This is a genomic window from Ruegeria sp. G7 (assembly GCF_056535465.1).
The window spans coordinates 2,449,627-2,467,530 of sequence record NZ_JBQFIL010000001.1 but is presented as its reverse complement, the minus strand read 5'-3'; the positions used below and the strand labels follow the sequence as shown (position 1 = coordinate 2,467,530).

Here is a 17,904-nt window from a genome sequence, read left to right as displayed (position 1 = left end):
GGCCGGGGCGTTGGTCGAAACACTGCGGCAAAGCCGGCTTTGTGCATCAAAATCGGGAATCCAAAAACTGCGGCCCAGAACCAGGTTGGGGATTAGACTTTTTCACAGATATGTGAGAGATTTGCCCTGCAGCTTATTGTTTGGAGAGTGGATTATGGTCCGGTTTCGGCTGTTTTGTTTAATGATATTCGTTCTGGTCTTCGGAGCTTGGGCGCCGATCGTGTTGGCGCAGGAGAGCGAAGACGCCGCAGCCAGCACCGAACAGGAACCAAAGACGGCGGCCTCGCTGCGCAAAATTCTTGCTCTGCTGGAAGAGGAAATCACCCGCGCGCAAGACACCAAAGCCGCTTTGGCCGAAGATATCGCGGTGGCTGAAACCGAGCTTTCCGAGTTACAGTCTCGGATCACCTCGGTAGATTCCGAGCGACGTGAAAATGCGGCGCGACTGGCCGAACTGGAAGAAACGCGTGGCCTGATGGAACAGGAAAGTCAGGCCAGCCAGGCAGCGGTGACTGAGCGGCGACAGGAACTTGCCGAGCTGCAAGCATCGATCCAGGCGGGCGAGGTCCGGCTCGCCGATCTCAACGTACAGATCGAAACCGCAGCGGCCGAAGCAGGCAATCTTGAGCAGGCAAAGCTTGAGATGCGCGATCTTCTGACAAAGATGGAAGCCGACCGGATGCTGGCCGCCGAGCTGGCGGCCGATGTCGAGACACTGACCCGTGACCAGCTGGCGGCAAACACGCAACTGGATGCGCTGAACGAAACATTGGACGAAAACAGGACGACCCTTGAAAGCGTCACCTCTGACCTTGCGGCCAAGCAGGATGCGCTGGCGCAGGTGACGACCGATTTGGAAGCGCACCAGTCTGAACTTCAGCAGGGGCAGTCGCGCCTGTCAGAGTTGCGCGAGGCCATAGCCGTTGCGACGGACGAGTTGACCAGCGTACAAGAGGCCGTCCAAGCCCGACAGGCCGAAGAACAGGCTTTGGTAGCTGCAATCGCGGCCGCGACCGATCAGCAAACCGCGCTGAACAGCTCGATAACAGCGTTGCAACAGCAGGAAACCGTATTGCGCGACGAGCTTGAGGTTCTGGCTGGCGAGAGCAATGACAGGGCCGAGGACGCAGCTGAAATCGCCTCGGCCAAGCAGGCGCTTACGGCGTTGGTGGACGAACGGGAGAGTGTCAATGCCGAGTTGGCGCGCAGCACCGATCAACTGGCCGCCTTGCAGAGCGACCTGACCGAGGCGCAGTCCGCGCTCGACGCCTTGACCGGGCAAAAATCTTCGGCGGAAACCGAACTGGCCGAGATACAGCAAACGCTTAGTGAGACCCGGACCGAGCTTGATCAGGCACAGACCGAGGCCTCGGAAACGCGCGAAACACTATCGGCAGAAATCGCATCGCTGACCGAGGCACGCGCCGACGCCGAAGATGCCGCGCAGGCCGCGCAGCAGGAACGCGCCTCGCTCGAAAGCGCATTGTCCGACCTTCAGGCGAATCTCGCTGCCCTGCAACAACAGGAGGCAGAAGCGCAGCAGGTGCTGACCGACAGAGCCGCACTCGAAGACGAACTTGTGCAGGCGCAACAAGCACTTGAAGGCGTTCGCTCACAGATCGCTGCAGCAGAAGCCGAACGCGCAACGGCAACCGACAGCCTTGCAGCGCTGCAAACCCAAAGCGCCTCGGCGCAGGAAGAGTTGACCCGGCAAGAGGCGACTCTGGCTGAGCTCAGAACCGCGCTGGCAGCCCTGGCCGATGAGGTGCAAGCCGGTGAGCAGAGCAAGATAGACCTCTATGCGTCACTGAATGATCTACGGGTTGAACGCGAACAGAAGGCGGAGGCGCTTGTCCAAGCCACGGCGGAGCTTGAAGAACTTCAGGCGGCCCGTGAGACGCAGGTCCAAGAAGCGCGCGCGTCTGAAGACGCTTTGGGCGAACTACGCGCTGAAACAGAGACCCTCGCCGCCGCTCTCGCCCAAGCTGTGGGCCAGCGCGATACGATAAGCGCGCAAATCACTGACCTTACCACCCAACGGGATACACTGTTGGCCGAGACGGAAGCAGCCACCCAAGAGCGCGACCGAGCCGCGGAACTGATCCAGCAGGCTGCCGATGCCGAAAACGGGCTGAACGCGATACTGGATGAAATTGCTCTGGCCCGTGACGAGCTTGAGCGTGCGTCCTCTGAGACGGCGCAAATAATAGCACAGCGCGATGCTGCGGCATCCGAACTTGCCGAACTTGCTGAGATCAAAGCGCAGACAGCACAGGCTGCGGAGGCCGCGCTTGAACAGCAAAAAGCGGACTTGTTACAGGCCAAGGCGCAGGCGGACGATGCCCGCACCGAACTGGACGCTCTGCGCCAACAGGCGACCTTGTACCGCGACCAGCTCTCAAACCTGGCCGCTGGTCTTCAGGCGCTTGACGCCCCCGTCGCGCAAGCGCCTGCGCAAACCGCTGCGGAAAGCACGCAGTCGGAAGAAGTTGCAGCAGCACCCCCGCCGCAACCCGAAGCCGTCGAACCACAGGTGAATCGCACCGCTGGCCCGCAGAAACCTGTCGCAGTCGTGCGCGCCGTTCTGGACGATGCACCGGGTCTGAGCGACCTTTCATCCGACGTCGTAGATGCGCTCGTCAACGCGCTTGCAAGTGGGTCCTGCGCGGTTGATGCCCTTCAAACCGCGACCGGAGAGATCAATCGTCACACCTTGCTGCATTTGGTGCGCTCTGGTGAGTTTTGTTAAGTTTTGTTGGTATTCGAGAGGGAGTAAGACATGAAGTTGTTCAGGCTGGGGAAACGACTGACCAGAACCATTCTTGTGGCGGGCCTGAGCCTTGTGCTGCCCGCAGCCGCTTCGGCATTCGAGCGCAACATCCTGACGGGTGGCCCGACAGGGACCTACATTCAGATTGGTGGCGACCTGAGCGGGCTGGCTTCGGCCTGCGGGATCGAACTGAATGTACGCGAAAGCGCCGGGTCGCTTGAGAACTTCCTCGGCGTCCGACAGCGCCGCCACACCCAGTTGGGGATCGTGCAAAGTGACGTTCTGGAGTACCTCAAGACCTATTCCAGCGAAGACCCCGAGATCGCGCGGGCCATCTTTGGTGTCCGCATCGCCTTTCCGCTTTACAACGAAGAGGTGCATATTCTGGCCAAGCGGGACATCAACACGCTGGCGGATCTGACCGGTCGTAAGGTTGCGGTTGGGGTAGAGGACAGTGGCACGTTTCTGACCGCCTCGCTGGTTCTGGATCTGGCAAATGTCACCCCGTCCGAGCGTTTGACGATCAACGCCGACACCTCGTTGCAGATGCTGTTGGACGGCGAAATCGACGCGTTCTTCTATGTGGCGGGCGCGCCCACCAAGCTGTTCCAGACCGATCAGATTGATCCAGAAAAGCTGCATCTTCTGCCAGTGACAGACTCCACCCTCTCGGCGGTCTACACACCATCGAAGATCGAGGCGGGCACTTATCCGTTCCAGCAGGACACCATCGACGTTGTGGCGGTTAAGGCCGTGCTGATGACCTACGAATACCTGCCCGAGCGCAACAACTATCACCGCGCCAGTTGCAATGCGGTCGCCGATGTGGCCCATCTGATCGCGAAAGAATTCCAAACGCTGCAGGAGTCAGGCCATCCCAAATGGAATGACGTCGACCTGAACGATATCCCACCCGGCTGGAATATTTCTCAGTGCGTGAATCTGGGCCTGAGCGAGAGCTATCAAATGGACTGTGGACCAGTGGAAACAACGGCGCAACCAAGCATCGAAAGTGAAGCCAATGCGGCCTATCGCGCCCGCATCTGCGCCGTTATAGGGTGCTGAAACACGATCAGGCTGAAGTCTAATTCAGCCTGATCTCCATCCAGGGTGAGGCCAACTCGCGACCATTCGCATCAAGGGCGATCACACGCCATGTCCGCGCCGCCTGCGGTGGCTTCAGCCGCAGCGCCGAGGTCGTGACACGCGCAGAATACAGTACTGTATCGCTGAACGTTGACGAAAGCTCGACGCGATAAGCGGCCGGATCGGCCCCCTCGCCGCTGGTCCAGACCAGATCAAGCAATCCGTCGACCATCTTTTTTGAGAACAACGGTGTCGGGGCGGCCACTGCCCCAGCCTCGGCCGGGCGCTCCATATCCTGCAAACGGGCTGCGGCCCCGGTGATATGCGGAGCGGCCTTGCCATACCACAGCCGGGCAAGCACAAGGTCTACGGGCACGCCCTCGCCCGTTTCGTAAATCTGACCAAGATAATAGGCAGAGCGCGCATGGCCCGAAAGCGCAGCCCGCGCATATCCAACTGCGGCAGCATCCGGTGCGGTTTCAGCAAGGTCCAATGCAGCCAGATATTGTCCCGACGCGGTGGGCTCGGCCTCGGCAAGTGCCGACGCGATGCGCCCAACGCGCGCTTCGGCAGCAGCGGCAGTTCCCGGTACAAACCGCGCCAGCACCGATGCGCTGCTGCCCAAATTCGCAGCCGCCGCGACATCTTCGGCTTCCGCTGTCTTGGTTGGCCCGCCCGACATGCTGGCCGGTCGCATCAGATAAGCGCCGGCGCCAATCAGGGCAACCGCCGCAGCAGCGAAGCCAGCCTTGCGGGCAAATCCTTTTGGTTCGGATCGCGGCTGTGGCGACTCAGCCTGATCTGCTTCGGACGCAGTTTGCAGAATCCCCGCAACCTGATTGGCGCGCGCCAGCAGTTGTGGGTCTGCAGGTGTATGATCACCGCGCGAGGTGTCAGCCGTTTTGGTCCGATCTGGCGCCCGGATCGATGCTGCAATCTGGCGCAGCTTTGCCTTGTCGATGACTGCCGCAGCGCCATCAGAACCATCCTGTTGCACAGCGTCACAAATCGCGTTCAGCTTTGCCGGAATTCCGCTGGTCAGCGCAAACAGCTCACGCGTGGCGCTCTTGTCCAGTTTGGGTTCTTTCACGCCCGCAGTGCCGAGCCGCGCTTTCAGATAGCCGACCGAATCCTGTTCGTTCATGCAATCCAACTTGAAGGCGGGACCGACGAGGTCGGGTCTGACCCCGGACAGAATATCCGTCATGTTCGGTTGTCCGACAAACACAAGTTTCAGCAATGGCCTGCCGTCGACAGCTTGATCGCACAGATCACACAGACCACCCAGATACAGGTTCGACAGTTCGTCGGCATCATCCACAACAAGGACAGGGTACCGCTGGGCGGCATGCAGCGACTGCAGCAACGCGACAAGCTTTTCCCGGTTTTGCGCAATGTTTTCTGAACCCGGCCGCTTTGGAGTAAACGCCGAAATCACATCCGAAGGCACCTCGCCCGAAAGACGCGCCAGACTGCCGAGAACACGAATAACCAGAGATGAGGTATTCGTAGCAATCATCTCGCGCAGCAGCATCGTGCGCCCGGTCCCCGAGCGCCCCACAAACACCGTCATCGGCACACGGCTTGCAACTGCGAAGTTCAGCCTCTCAAGCGCAAGTTTATGCGCCTGGCTCCAATAGATCGCGCGGGACTGATCCGATCTGACCGCCCTGCCCGAGCCTTCCGTCGCTTGTGCGTTGTTGCCTTCCATACCCCTCAAACTCACATCGTCACGCCAACACACCGGGCCAGTGCTCTCGCAACCAAACGATCACTCTGGTCCGAAGGCCCCAAGGCAAGAGGCCTTTGTCGTCGCGTCTAAATTCCCACACCCGACTGCCGCAAACAACACGGCGCCCAGCGCCCTGCAGCAACAGTTTGTATAGTGTCGGAAACCTCTCTGAAAATCTAGGCTGTGTACGTGTGAGTTTGCGCGTAACCAGTATCTGGGACCTGATCGCTTGGCTCAAACGGGTAGAAATCAGGATTGCTGCGCATCGATCATAGGCAGCATGTGTTGCAGCGTTCTGTGGTTGTTCTGTAAGGCGAATCCGACCCAATCTCAGTTTGCCGCAAGAACCATGAGCCTGACACGCTGCCTGGCGCGTTCCTCTTCGAAACTGCAGGTGCGAGTTCTTAACGCCGTTGTTAAGCCACCTGCCCAACCCTTTTTTCGGGTACTGTCGAATATCCCTAAGCGTCGCCTTTCACGGATCTAGGCGATCGGTCAGGATCTCCTCCGCACGACTGTGCCGCTTCAGCAATTTCCTGAGAAATCTCATTGCTCAGGCTTTGTTTCGGAGTTCGGTGACGACGCCTCATGCACCTCAATTCGTTATCAACGGCCCGCCAAAGGTAAAGCCGTTTGCCATTTAACTTCCCAAATACCTCAGGCACTTACCATTTCCATGTGAACGTGCGCAGCCGCTGAACACGCCTCCTGCTCCGAGACCAAGGTGAGATAGCCATAGTGCTCGTCGAACAGTGTTTTGATTTTGCATACGCCGTGGGCGACAGTTTTCTGGTTTAGGAACGCGGAACGCCGTACCTGCATGGGGAGAAATCCCAGATAGCGAAGCAAGAGCTCAGAACCGCAGTTTCGGTCTGAGACGGCAAAGCAATGTGCAGCCCCGCGGTTGTACCGAGTATGTCGGGCCTGGAAGATGAGTTTGGCGAAAGACCAAAAGTCAGTCTTGGTCCGAACCCAGAAGAGGCAACCCGGCGAGGTTCGCAACCAGTTCCAACCCGTTGCGCGCACCGAACTTTTCCATCAGGCGCGCGCGGTGCACCTCGACGGTGCGCGGGCTGATCGCAAGCTCTCGGGCCATCTCTTTCGAGGTCAGTCCTTCGGCCAGCATCTTGGCCACCTGACGTTCGCGCGGCGTCATCTCGGTCACCGGACGATTGTCCGAGATGTCGGCGAAACTCCAGACCGATTGCATGAATGGATGGGCGGCATCAAGGGACTGACCGCGCACGCGGCACCAGAACAGGCTGCCATCCTTGCGTCGCATGATACGCTCGTCAGCATAGCGCCCGAGGCCGCGCATTTTCTCGATCCCGATCTCGCCAATGCGCCGGAATTCCTCGGATGAAGGATAAAGCATGGACAGCGAATGCTGCTCAAGCTCGGGTTTGTCATACCCGAACATCTCGCAAAACCGCATGTTGCAATGCTGAATCACCCGTTCCTCTGTGTAGATCAGCCCGACCGGGGCATTCTCGAACGCAATTCTGACGTGGTCGGTCATGGCTGTCCTTTACGTATTTTACCGGAATTGGCGGCGTCGCAGTGGACGTAGTATTTATGGGCGAAACACGGGAGGCAAGTATGGACGCTCGGATCGTTGGCTGGGGCCACACCCCATTTGGCGCGCATAAGGATAAGAGTCTGGAAGATCTGATCATTGATGCGGCACGCGAAGCGTTGGAGCACGCAGGATTGGCGACAGAAGACGTGGATGCGATTTGGCTGGGTCATTTCAACAACGGACTGGTACCGGATGCCTTTGCATCGTCATTGGCGCTTGGGCTTGATCCCGCGTTGCGGTTCATTCCGGCGACGCGGGTTGAAAACGCCTGCGCCTCGGGGTCGGCTGCAATCTATGCCGCGCGGGATGCAATAAGGGCTGGCCGTGTGCGCCGGGCGCTGGTGATCGGTGCCGAAAAGATGACGGCACAGGATACCAGCGGCGTCACCAAATCCCTGTCAGGGGCATCTTATCAAGCAGAGGAAAGCGGGCTGTCCTTTCCGCAAATCTTTTCACGGTTTGCGCAGGCATATTTTCAGGCCTATGGCGATCAGTCGGCGGCGCTGGCGCGGATTGCAGCAAAAACCACAAGGCCGCGCTGGATAACCCTTTGGCGCATCTGCAGAAAGACTTGGGGTTTGCCGCCTGCCACGGGGTGTCCGAGAAAAATCCGATGATTGCGTCGCCCCTACGAATGACCGACTGCTCGTTGATCAGTGACGGCGCGGCGGCGGTGGTCATGGTTACCGATGATATGACCGAGGATTTTCCGCGCGCAGTCGGGTTCCGAGCCGCAGTGCAAATGAATGATTTCTTACCCATGTCGCTGCGTGATCTCACTGAGTTGACGGCTGCAAAGCGCACTTTTACCGCAACTTTCTCTGAGGCTGGAATAACCGTGGATGACCTCGACCTTGCCGAAGTCCACGACTGCTTTACGATCGCAGAGCTGCTTATCTATGAAGCTATGGGTCTGGCCCCCAAGGGGCAGGCCGGGCGGCTTGTTGAAAACGGCGCGACCGAGCGCGGCGGGCGTTTGCCGGTGAACCTGTCGGGCGGTTTGAAAGCCAAGGGGCATCCCGTCGGGGCCTCGGGCGTATCGATGCATGTGCTTGCCGCCCGGCAAGTCACCGGATCTGCGGATGATATGCAACTGCCGGGGGCCGAGCTGGCGGCGGTGTTCAACATGGGCGGCTCGGGTGTGGCCAACTACTGCTCGATTCTGGAGGCCGTCGCATGAACCCCGCGATCTGGCTGGACCGCACCGCAAAGTATATGCCGCACGCCCCGGCGCTGTTTCGCGGGACGGATTGCGTTGCCGATTATGCGGAATTTGCCAGACGCGCGGCGGCGCTGGCGGCGGGGCTAGCCGCACAAGGGGTGGGTGTCGGCGACCGGGTCGCGCTGTTTTGCGGGAACCGGACGGAATACCTTGAGGTACTTTATGGCATCTGGTGGCTGGGGGCGGTCGCAGTGCCGATCAACGCCAAACTTCATGCCCGGGAAGCGGCCTGGATTATTGCCAATTCAGGCGCGCGCCTTGTTTTTGTCGATGATCCCTCGGCTGATGACTTGAGTCGCTGTCTGGACGGTCACATTACCTGCATGTCCGTTGACAGTGCAGCGTTCCATAGGCTGCGGGACACGGCTGGGCCAAAGGCTCCGGCCCAGCGGGACCCGGATGATCTGGTCTGGTTGTTCTACACCTCCGGGACGACGGGTCGCCCCAAGGGGGTTATGATTACCGCCGGAAACCTGACCTCGATGACGCTTAGTTACTTTGCCGATGTGGATGAGGTTCGCCCGGAGGATGCCATCGTCTATGCGGCCCCGATGAGCCATGGGGCTGGTATCTACAACTTCATGCATGTGCTGCGCGGCGCGCGTCACGTCGTTCCGGACAGCGGCGGCTTTGACGCGGCCGAGATTCTGGACCTTGCGCCGCAGATCGGATCGGTGTCGATGTTCGCCGCACCAACCATGGTGAAGCGGCTTGTAGACCAGGCACGCACATCCGGTCGGACGGGCGACGGGCTGCGCACCATCGTTTATGCAGGTGGACCCATGTATGAGGCAGACATACTGGCGGCGACCGAGGCCATGGGGCCGCGCTTTGTGCAGGTCTATGGTCAAGGCGAGTGCCCGATGGGGATCACCGCCCTGTCCCGTCATGATGTCGCCGACCGAGACCACCCAAACTGGCGCGCGCGGCTGAACTCGGTCGGTCGTGCGCAGGCCGAGGTTCAGGTCGCCATTGTGGATGACTCCGGCCACGAGGTGCCCCTTGGCGAGATCGGGGAGATCACCGTACGCGGACGCACGGTCATGAAGGGCTATTGGCAGAACCCAGAGGCCACCCAGGAAACAATTCGCGACGGGTGGCTGTGGACAGGCGACATGGGTCGCATGGATGCAGACGGTTATGTGACCATGCAGGACCGGTCCAAGGACATGATCATCTCGGGCGGCTCGAATATCTACCCGCGCGAGGTCGAAGAGGTTCTGCTATCCCACCCCGCCGTGCAGGAGGCCGCCGTTGTCGGCCAGCCCGATCCCGAATGGGGCGAGGTCGTTGTCGCGTATGTGGTTTGCGCCAGTGGCACGCAAGTAGATGAGACTGCCCTTGATGCGATATGTCTGGACCGGATCGCCCGGTTCAAGCGACCCAAGATTTACAGGTTCACCGGCGCTTTGCCCAAGAACAACTACGGAAAAGTGCTGAAAACCGAACTGCGCGCTGCGTTGAAAAAGGAGGCAGGCCAATGACACATATCGACGGCAAGACCGCTTTAGTCACAGGATCGGTTCAGGGTATCGGCCTGGCAATTGCGAAATCCCTCGCGACGGCCGGGGCGCGCATCGCGCTGCATGGGCTGGCGGATGCGGATCAGGTGCGCACTGCAACGACGGTTTTGAAAGAGGCCGGCAGCCCGGACGTCCGGTTCTTCGATGCAGACATGCGGGACGTTTCCGCGATTGAGCAGATGATGGCTGATGTCAGGGCGTGGGGCGGCGCGGATATTCTTGTTAACAATGCCGGTATCCAGAAAACCGTGGCGCTGGCCGAGGCCGACACGGCCACGTGGGACACGATATTGGCCGTTAACCTCTCGGGCGCGTTCCATACGATGCGGCTGGCTATGCCCGTGATGGCCGAGCGCGGCTATGGCAGGGTCATCAACGTTTCCTCGGTCCATGGGCTTGTCGCATCGGTCAACAAGGCGCCTTACGTGGCCTCCAAATTCGGGATCGTGGGGCTGAGCAAAGTCGCAGCCCTTGAATACGCGCAGATCGGAGGCAAAAGCGGCGGCGTAACAGTGAATTGCATCGCGCCGGGCTGGACAGAAACGGCGATCATCGAGCCCCAGGTTCAGGCCCGCGCCGCGCAATTCGGCGGCGATCGCGACAAGGGCGTCGCGGACCTGCTTTCGGAGAAGCAACCATCGCGCCGGACCTCAGATCCGTCAGAGATCGGCTCGCTTGCGCTGTGGTTGTGTGATCCGATTGCACATAATGTGACGGGCACCACAATCCCGGTCGACGGAGGTTGGACGACGCAATAAGCGCGTTCCACGGGCGTTCTCCTACGTCCGCGGGTTGTCCCGCCTCAAGTTTCAGTACCGGCAATCTGGGGTTTCTCTGATGAGGTTTCAGGTACTGGCGCGCAGATCTTAAAGGTTTGATGTGGTTGGAAGCGGTTATGTTATCCGAGCCAGCCGTTGGCGGAGTCCTGGGGTTGTTTTTCTGCCGTATTGGCCAGATTGATTGATTTTCTCAATCTGATTGCGTGCCCAGCAGCCCGGAATCTGCATCCAGCTGAATTGTGTTGCCGCCGCCGGTGAAAGCATCTGCCGCAAGGTCCCACCCTCCTTCGATGTCTGCCCACGGGCTCTCATCAATCACCAGATAGCTTTGCTCAAGAACGGGCACCTCGGAACCTTCCAAGATGGTGTAAGTGAACGTTAGCGTGTTAGCGGATTGCCTGGGATCCGATAGTTCGACGACCATCGCAACGGGTTTGCCATCCGCTTGCCCCATCAGTACGGCGTTTGGTGGATCATCGGCAAAACTGTCCGGCCCTTCACTCCACACTTTGAGCAGTTCTGAAGTCGGCATGACTCCAGCGGCGCGGTGCGGGCGATCTGCGAAAATGATCATGTTCGCGTCCGGGCTTTCAAGTGTCAGTGTTCCGTTGTCCAGCGTTGCCACGCTGGCATGCTGAACAAACAGAAAGCTGGTTAAGTCTTTCGTTTGCTCAGCTGATGCAGAAGCCGTAATGACCCCCGCTGCCAGAGTGGTGGCTATGCCTGCTCGTGTGATGCCTGCCTTTTTCATGCCTGTTGCCTTCTGACCGTGCACAATGCTTCAAATGCTAGATGAGGGAACTACCGCGCCGCGCCTGAGGGCAACGCGATAGCTGAGCACACGTAAGCGCCTCAGTTCGACGAAACGCCTTGTGACAGAATACCCATACCCACATCGCCGTTCAGCTGTGTCGATTGCCCTGCGTCCCCGGTGGAAACGGCCGCCAGATCGGCCATGGTTTTGTAAAACTCCGCGAACGGGTTGTCGTCTATGACCAAATAGCTCTGTTCTACGGACTGGACCTCAGCGCCTTCCAAGACTGTGTAACCGAAGACCAGGTTTCCGTCTTTTTGCTTTGGGTTGGTCAACTCAACGATGACCGAAACCGGTTGGCCGGCTGATTGTCCCACAAGCGCTGCATTTGGCGGGTCCTCGGCAAAGCTGTTTTGCCCCTTGCCCCAGATCTTGATCAACTCCGCGCTTGGAACCGCAACCGCAAGGCGGTGCGGCCGATCAGCAAAAACGATCATATGTGCATCCGCATCATGAAGCGTCAACGTACCGTCGTCCAAAGTTGCAGAGGGCGCATGCTGGACGAAAAAGAAGGTTTCCTGTGCAGGTTTTTGTTCTGCGACTGCAATCGCGGGCATCAGTGCGATTGCAAGTGCCGCCAGTGGATTCCAGAGCGTTTTCGGTGCCTGTTTCATCGGTGTTCCATTCAATTCAGTTTTGTTTTGGCATGAGGTTGCCAGCCACCTTTAGGAAAGACTCAGCCCGTGCGACGTTCGCGATAGAGCTGCTGAGCCAAGCACGAAACGCTACATCGCCACCAAATTTCGTATCGTCTGCACAGCGCAAAACTTCCCTTCAGCGATCCTTCAAGCCAGCAGCCAATACACTTTACCTATGCGTTATCAGCTTGAGCCCTTTGCCTCACGTACCTGGTGTCTCAAGTTTACTGTCCGAGAGTTTCACGGCACGGTCAGACGGACCCCGACACTTACAAGCAACGACCGACAAACGAGGGGAAAACTGCAAACTGCGAGAGGAGGCCTGCGCAGCGCCCAGACCTGATTGGCGGTATTTGAGGGTCCCCAAAAACCATTCACTTCGGACCGTTCGCGGCCCTGGCAATAAAGCAGTGCTGAACTTTCTGCACTAGGCGTTAGATATGCTGGCCCGCGTATTGGTTCGGTGTGTGCGAAAGCTGGTAAGTGCCCTTTGTCTTTGCCAATGCACCAAGATCCTGAAAGAACCCTTTGTTCGGTCTGGTTGTCCCTTCACCAGTGTTCGCCCCATGTAAAGGGGTTGGTCGATCACGGGTATCCGCATGAACGGGATCGCTGTACTCGGACCCTAGGATATCGCCCGGTTTGCAGTTGTACTTGCGCCGGAAACTGCGAACAAAACTTGACGTGTCGACAAAGCCCAAGCGCGTGGCGATCGATGTAACCGCCCCGCGTTCAGGTTGGCTATTGACGAGGGTATTATGCGCACATTCCAAGCGCATGTTGGTCAAGTAGGCCTGCAACCCACCGTCTGCGCGAAACAGGCGATACAGCGTCGATCGCGACATACCGACGGCGGCGCACATCTCGTCAATGTGCAAGGGCCGCGAGAGCGGCCGTGAGAAGATGAACTGCTCGGCACGAATACGCTTGGCTCTTTCTGTTTGCGGATCTTGTGCGTTCAGGGCTTCTCGATCCGTGATCGCAGCGACAAGCAGAGAGGCGAACAAGCCGATCGCTGAGGCATCGGCTGGCTCTGGTTTGTGTGAGATTTCGTCTGCAAGATGCAGGAAATTTGCGATCATAAGCCGCCCGACAGATGTTGAATTGTCAAAATGCGTCATTGGCCGCAAAGGGTGGCGTGTGACCTGAAGGGCCGATTTTCTGAGCGCCAAATAGGTAACTTTGGAACGGTCGCAATAACAATATCGCGTCGCAGACAAATCCATTACCGTCAATGAACCGGGGGTCACGCGCGTGGTCTCACCGTTCACCTTTGCGACCGTGTTCCCCTCATTTTGGTAACGGACCACGACACAATCGAACTCATGATTGTTACCCACGAGTTCTGCTGGCGACATGGCCAATTGGCAGAACACGGCGTCCTCCACCTGACGGGAAGAAACGCTAAGCTCCAGATTCCGCCCGGCAACCAATGGCCTACCCAGACGCCAGAAGTCCGCCATAAAATCGTTCCACGCGTCGCGCCGCGCTTCTTCAGGGAGTGCCGCGATATTCAGGTCTGGTTCAAGGCAGCTCATCGTTGATCCGATTTCGGCATTGCTTCAGAAGATTTTCTTGATCGCATGGCGCGTCATTATAGTTATGTCGATCAGAGTTAACTCATTCTTTAGTCTACTACCGCATTCACGCCGAAACTGCCACAATGCGCGCGAACATTGCAACACGGCGTCGGGTTATTGGTCACTGGTATCTCTGCCCAAATGGTACGGTGCCTTTGATTATTCTTTCAACGTGATGCGGCTGTCAGCCGTGCTTAGAGTGATTGCACCGTAGCTTTGTCGACTACCCTTCTTGGTAGGCGTTTTGAATACAGTCTGGTCAAAAGAGACAACACAAACGCGCCGGCTATTCACAGGCTCAGCTTAACGTTTTGTTCCTGCAATCAAGCATCTAGCGGTGGAAGATCGTCGGCTAAGACGCATAGGCTTGACCCGTGGCTTTGATTATGCTGCGCTGCGGCGCATTTGCATATGGAGAAACCTATGACAATGCGAATTACAGCGCCTTTAGGGGGTGCAGTTACCCAAGTCTTTGATATCTGGTCGAACTGGCTCGAAAATGTAGGGCAATTGGGCTTTATCAACATTGACCTCGGCCGAACCGAAAAACCGGAACTTGAGCGGCGCATTTTGCGCGAGGTTGGCAGCTATGGAAGGCAGATCGGCCGGATATCCGAAGCGCTTGACGTGCTGATCGATCAGGCCAAACTCGATCGCACTAAGCTCAGCGATGCTCAGATCGCAGCCTTGCATGATTTTCACGAGATGGTGCAGGAGGTTAAGCGCTGCAAGCAGCATTAGCGTGCATGGTTGGTGCTGAGATCAAGGTTACCGCTCAGATATATGGAATTCGATGCACGGAAAAACACCGATGCAGGCGAAAGCGTCTTTGTCGAGGGTGGGTTTTTCTTCCAGCTCCGCGACACTTCAAAGATCGCGGTGAGCGACTTCATCGCTTGGTTCTAAATGCGAAACGGTCTCATAACCGGTGGCATTTCTACGAGCTAAAAGAGCTTCGTATGGCTGGTCATGAGAATAGAAAGACTAGGATCGGCCCAGTCACGTGCCTCGTTTCCTTGGAGCTTACGGCCTGTGTATTGCCCACACGCGTGTAGATCATTGCCTGGACGCGCAACGCAATAGACTCGCCTGCCTACCAGGATCTCGCGTTCTGCAGGTGCTACAGATCACTGAAACCTGTCAACGAGGCGCATTATGATTGGTGCGCCAAGGATCACCAAAACAATCCGAAACACATGATGTACGACTACGAAGGCCACATCTGCCCCGACGATTAACGCCAGCACTGCCATTTCGGCCTGTCCCCCGGGGGCGAAGGCCAGCAAGGCCTCACGACCGGGCGCAAGGTCAAAGATGATCGCGAACTCGACCAATAGGAACGTCAAGGCGATCAGAACCAAGCAGAAGCCCGCCCCGGCAACGAGGTCGCGCCGAACCTCTGTACGTGTCACGCCAGAATACTTCGCGCCGACGGTGAGACCGATGAAGAACTGCGCCAGCCAGATCGCCTCGGCCGGCGGCCGGAAATGCAACACGCCCGTCAAGGCTGCTATCGCCGCTGCGATCATCGGGCCGAGAATTGACGCTCCAAATAACCCGATCCGTTCCGCAATGCGCCAACCTGCAATCGCACAGACAAGCATGATCAGCAATTCTTGTGCCGGGATTGACGCAGCAGACTCTCCGGGCGGGTTGCTGAGATCGACATCCCAGATAATCTCAAGAATGAACGGCAGAGCCGTCACGATCAGCAGCACACGTGTTGCATGGATCAGAGACAGTGTTCGAACGTTGCCGCCCGCTTCTTCGCCGAAAACCAGCATATCCTGAAGCCCGCCGGGCATGGCCGCGTAGTAGGCCGTCGGCATGTCATATCCCCAGACGCGACGGAAATAGGGCACGCCGATCAGCCCGATCAAAATCACGCTGACCGGGATCATCGCCAGTGTGGGCCACATCGACGGAAAACTTGCCAAAACCGTAGGTGTGAGGGTCGCACCAACCGCGACACCAAGAATGGTTCGCATAGATTTGTTTACAGCTGCAATCCCACGCAGCGGCATCCTGAAAGCAGCCGCCATGAGACAGGCAAAGATGGGGCCTAACAACCAGGGCAACGGCAGATCAAGCAAGTGAAACCCGGCCACGCCAGCGAGTCCGACTGCGAAGGTCAGAAAGACTGTCATCGCTGCGGTTCCACGGGCACCCTCATGACCTTTCTTTCAATCCTGTGATCGCGGGATCGCGAGACCGGCTCTCATGCTTTAACCACGATCCCTATTTGACATTTAACCTGCTATGCAGTGAAACGCACACGGATCTGATTATGTCATCGAAACAAAGATGTGGGCGCGTCCAGCGAACGCGACCTCCCGATGCCTTGCGAGCGGTCGTATAGGTCATCGGCATTTTGATGGCCACCCATGCAATCAAGGAATTTCTCACGTTTCTGCATCTCAGAGAATAGTTCGGCGATGCTGTCCTTTGGGTTGCGCCGCACCAGTTGGACCTGCGAGCCTTCTGGCAGCGTTGCCGTAAGGGTATGCGGCAGAGAGTCTTCGGCCGCGTAGTGGATTATCTTGATCCGGTCCAGCAGCGGTTCGTCCGCATGACAACAAGACTTTCAACTGAGATTCAGAAAAAATCCGCAACCACCAGCAGCGTCGAAACCCCTACAAACTTGCTGAGCGCAATCGAGAGGCCAACTATTCACTCGGCGCAAGTCTTGGATTACAGCCGATCAATTGCCCCGATTCCGAGCTTCCAGCCGCTCCAGATTTACCACAGTTGAAAGCATCAAACGATCATGGCTCCAATCCTGAGTTTGACGTACCGAGGCCGAGCCGATGGCAAGCACAACAACGAGGGCAAGTGTCAACCCGAGGAAAATGGATGACAACTGGGTTGTCGTCAGGGGCGCATAGGTCAGGGCAATCACACGCTGACGAAGAACGTGCTTTGCTTTCGACCCGTTCACGAGAGCCACATGAAGAATGCGGGGACTGTTCAGCTTTACCGATCGCGCGCAATAGTCCAGCAAACAGGCAGTATAGTCGGTTGCGTCAATCCCCTTGCGCGAGACGACAGACTGATCGCAGGCCAGTTCGCGAAGCCGGTCAAACTGATGCTTCATGGCCAGATAGGCCGGGTTCCAGAACAGTAACGGACGCAAAAGTTCGAAGCCCAATTCCCACTCCACATCCAGCGCGCGGATGTGCTGGAATTCATGTGCCAGAGCAAAGCGCAAATCGCGTGGCGAGTTTAGCAAATGGCTGGGCAAAACGACGTGACGACGACGAAGGCCACGCACTGCAAACGGCACGGTTACGCGATCTGAAAGACGAATATCCACCTTGTCCGACTGTCGCCAAAGAAAGCTGGACCGGACAGCATCACGAATCCCAAGTGCGTTGCGGGCAACCCGAACAGCCAGAACAACCGCCACAAGTGCCAGCACAATCAATACGCAAGTCACGAAGAAAGAGGCACCTGACAGGATATGATCGACCCAGCGTTCGCGCGTATTCAGCAGGGTTTCGAATTGCGCAGCAGGCATGGCGATTTCACCGCGCAGATAGGCCGCTACGGCGATGTCCCCCAGCGCGACAACGCGTCCGGGCCAAATCTGACTGACCAAACCTGAAACACCCACCGCCAGAACCGGGCTGAGTAAAACGCAGATGCAGAGTATCTTGAGCGACCGAAGCTGAGCGACAAAGCTGTAACGCATGGATGTGAGCGCAAGGGTTCCGCGCAGCGCCAGCCAGATCAGCACTGACAGTCCAAGCACAACGTTGAACTCGAGAAACGTATCGAGAACCGGTTTAACCGCTGTCATTTTGCAGTCTCCTCTCTACCAGTGCTCGAATTTCCTCCAGATCATCTTCTGTCAGACCCTCATCGTCGACCAGCCTTGCAACTAGCGTCGCGGGGGTGTCGTCGAAAAGGGTCCGGGCAAGATTTTGCAACGACCGCGACTGGTACCTGTCCTTTTCCAGCAAGGGTCTGTAGATCAGCGACTTGCCGTTCTTCTCGCTTTCGACGAAGCCCTTTTCATCCAGGATACGCAGAATTGTCGCGCCGGAGGTATAGGCCAGATTGCGATCAGGTGGCAGGCGATCAAGGACATCACGGACCGAGCCCTGACCCAGCGCCCAGAGTTCGTTCATGAACTCCAGCTCCACTTCAGTCAGAAGATTGGTTGTCTTTTTCTTTCGCAT

The 17,904-nt window shown here is 57.8% G+C and carries 16 protein-coding genes; 7 read left to right on the top strand and 9 right to left on the bottom strand.

Going from position 1 to position 17,904, the window contains the following annotated elements:
* Positions 1-181: 181 nt before the first annotated feature.
* Together ACR3EN_RS12380 and ACR3EN_RS12375 are read left to right on the top strand one after the other, a co-directional pair.
* Positions 182-2,749 carry a coiled-coil domain-containing protein gene (locus tag ACR3EN_RS12380; protein WP_480821356.1) on the top strand — a complete coding sequence of 856 codons (2,568 nt, stop codon included), beginning with the start codon at positions 182-184 and terminating at the stop codon, positions 2,747-2,749.
* A 30-nt stretch (positions 2,750-2,779) separates the two neighbouring features.
* Positions 2,780-3,835, top strand: coding sequence for a TAXI family TRAP transporter solute-binding subunit (locus ACR3EN_RS12375; protein ID WP_480821354.1), 1,056 nt, complete (start codon positions 2,780-2,782; stop codon positions 3,833-3,835).
* Between the two features lie 19 nt (positions 3,836-3,854).
* Here the strand turns inward: ACR3EN_RS12375 and ACR3EN_RS12370 are convergent, their stop codons facing one another.
* Both ACR3EN_RS12370 and ACR3EN_RS12365 read right to left on the bottom strand, forming a co-directional pair.
* Positions 3,855-5,567, bottom strand: a complete 1,713-nt coding sequence (locus tag ACR3EN_RS12370) for an AAA family ATPase (protein ID WP_480843572.1) — start codon at positions 5,565-5,567, stop codon at positions 3,855-3,857.
* Positions 5,568-6,543: 976 nt separating this feature from the next.
* On the bottom strand, positions 6,544-7,107 hold the full coding sequence (locus ACR3EN_RS12365) for a LuxR C-terminal-related transcriptional regulator (protein ID WP_480825591.1): 564 nt from the start codon (positions 7,105-7,107) through the stop codon (positions 6,544-6,546).
* Positions 7,108-7,187: 80 nt separating this feature from the next.
* Here ACR3EN_RS12365 and ACR3EN_RS12360 point away from each other — a divergent pair, with 80 nt between their 5' ends.
* Genes ACR3EN_RS12360 through ACR3EN_RS12345 form a run of 4 tightly spaced genes read left to right on the top strand, consistent with a single transcriptional unit; the run spans position 7,188 to position 10,670 of the window.
* The gene (locus tag ACR3EN_RS12360; protein ID WP_480918426.1) at positions 7,188-7,784 is read left to right on the top strand and encodes a thiolase family protein; all 597 of its coding nucleotides are present in this window, start codon (positions 7,188-7,190) and stop codon (positions 7,782-7,784) included.
* A gap of 17 nt (positions 7,785-7,801) precedes the next feature.
* Positions 7,802-8,347 carry a thiolase C-terminal domain-containing protein gene (locus ACR3EN_RS12355; protein ID WP_480918425.1) on the top strand — a complete coding sequence of 182 codons (546 nt, stop codon included), beginning with the start codon at positions 7,802-7,804 and terminating at the stop codon, positions 8,345-8,347.
* Entirely contained in the window at positions 8,344-9,873 is a 1,530-nt protein-coding gene (locus tag ACR3EN_RS12350) for an AMP-binding protein (protein WP_480825595.1), read from the top strand. Before ACR3EN_RS12355 ends, ACR3EN_RS12350 begins: the two co-directional genes overlap by 4 nt.
* Positions 9,870-10,670, top strand: a complete 801-nt coding sequence (locus tag ACR3EN_RS12345) for an SDR family NAD(P)-dependent oxidoreductase (RefSeq protein ID WP_480825597.1) — start codon at positions 9,870-9,872, stop codon at positions 10,668-10,670. Before ACR3EN_RS12350 ends, ACR3EN_RS12345 begins: the two co-directional genes overlap by 4 nt.
* Before the next feature lie 211 nt (positions 10,671-10,881).
* Here ACR3EN_RS12345 and ACR3EN_RS12340 read toward each other — a convergent pair whose 3' ends face one another.
* From ACR3EN_RS12340 to ACR3EN_RS12325, 4 genes are all read right to left on the bottom strand, one after another.
* Complete coding sequence (locus ACR3EN_RS12340) at positions 10,882-11,442, bottom strand: hypothetical protein (protein WP_480825599.1); 561 nt, start codon at positions 11,440-11,442, stop codon at positions 10,882-10,884.
* 101 nt (positions 11,443-11,543) lie between these two features.
* Complete coding sequence (locus ACR3EN_RS12335; protein WP_480825601.1) at positions 11,544-12,119, bottom strand: hypothetical protein; 576 nt, start codon at positions 12,117-12,119, stop codon at positions 11,544-11,546.
* Between the two features lie 458 nt (positions 12,120-12,577).
* Positions 12,578-13,681 (bottom strand): helix-turn-helix transcriptional regulator, encoded by a 1,104-nt coding sequence (locus tag ACR3EN_RS12330; protein ID WP_480825603.1) that lies wholly within the window; start codon positions 13,679-13,681, stop codon positions 12,578-12,580.
* A 489-nt stretch (positions 13,682-14,170) separates the two neighbouring features.
* Complete coding sequence (locus ACR3EN_RS12325) at positions 14,171-14,461, bottom strand: hypothetical protein (protein WP_480869583.1); 291 nt, start codon at positions 14,459-14,461, stop codon at positions 14,171-14,173.
* Positions 14,462-14,506: 45 nt separating this feature from the next.
* On the opposite strand from ACR3EN_RS12325, the gene ACR3EN_RS12320 reads away from it, so the two are divergent.
* Positions 14,507-14,629 (top strand): hypothetical protein, encoded by a 123-nt coding sequence (locus ACR3EN_RS12320; protein WP_480918424.1) that lies wholly within the window; start codon positions 14,507-14,509, stop codon positions 14,627-14,629.
* 221 nt (positions 14,630-14,850) lie between these two features.
* Here the strand turns inward: ACR3EN_RS12320 and ACR3EN_RS12315 are convergent, their stop codons facing one another.
* The 3 genes from ACR3EN_RS12315 to ACR3EN_RS12305 all read right to left on the bottom strand — a co-directional run bounded on the left by ACR3EN_RS12315 (position 14,851) and on the right by ACR3EN_RS12305 (position 17,904).
* Entirely contained in the window at positions 14,851-15,870 is a 1,020-nt protein-coding gene (locus tag ACR3EN_RS12315) for an AbrB family transcriptional regulator (protein ID WP_480871176.1), read from the bottom strand.
* Between the two features lie 554 nt (positions 15,871-16,424).
* Positions 16,425-17,522, bottom strand: a complete 1,098-nt coding sequence (locus ACR3EN_RS12310; RefSeq protein WP_480825609.1) for a M56 family metallopeptidase — start codon at positions 17,520-17,522, stop codon at positions 16,425-16,427.
* Positions 17,509-17,904, bottom strand: coding sequence for a BlaI/MecI/CopY family transcriptional regulator (locus ACR3EN_RS12305; protein WP_480825736.1), 396 nt, complete (start codon positions 17,902-17,904; stop codon positions 17,509-17,511). The genes ACR3EN_RS12310 and ACR3EN_RS12305 overlap by 14 nt, the downstream gene beginning before the upstream one ends.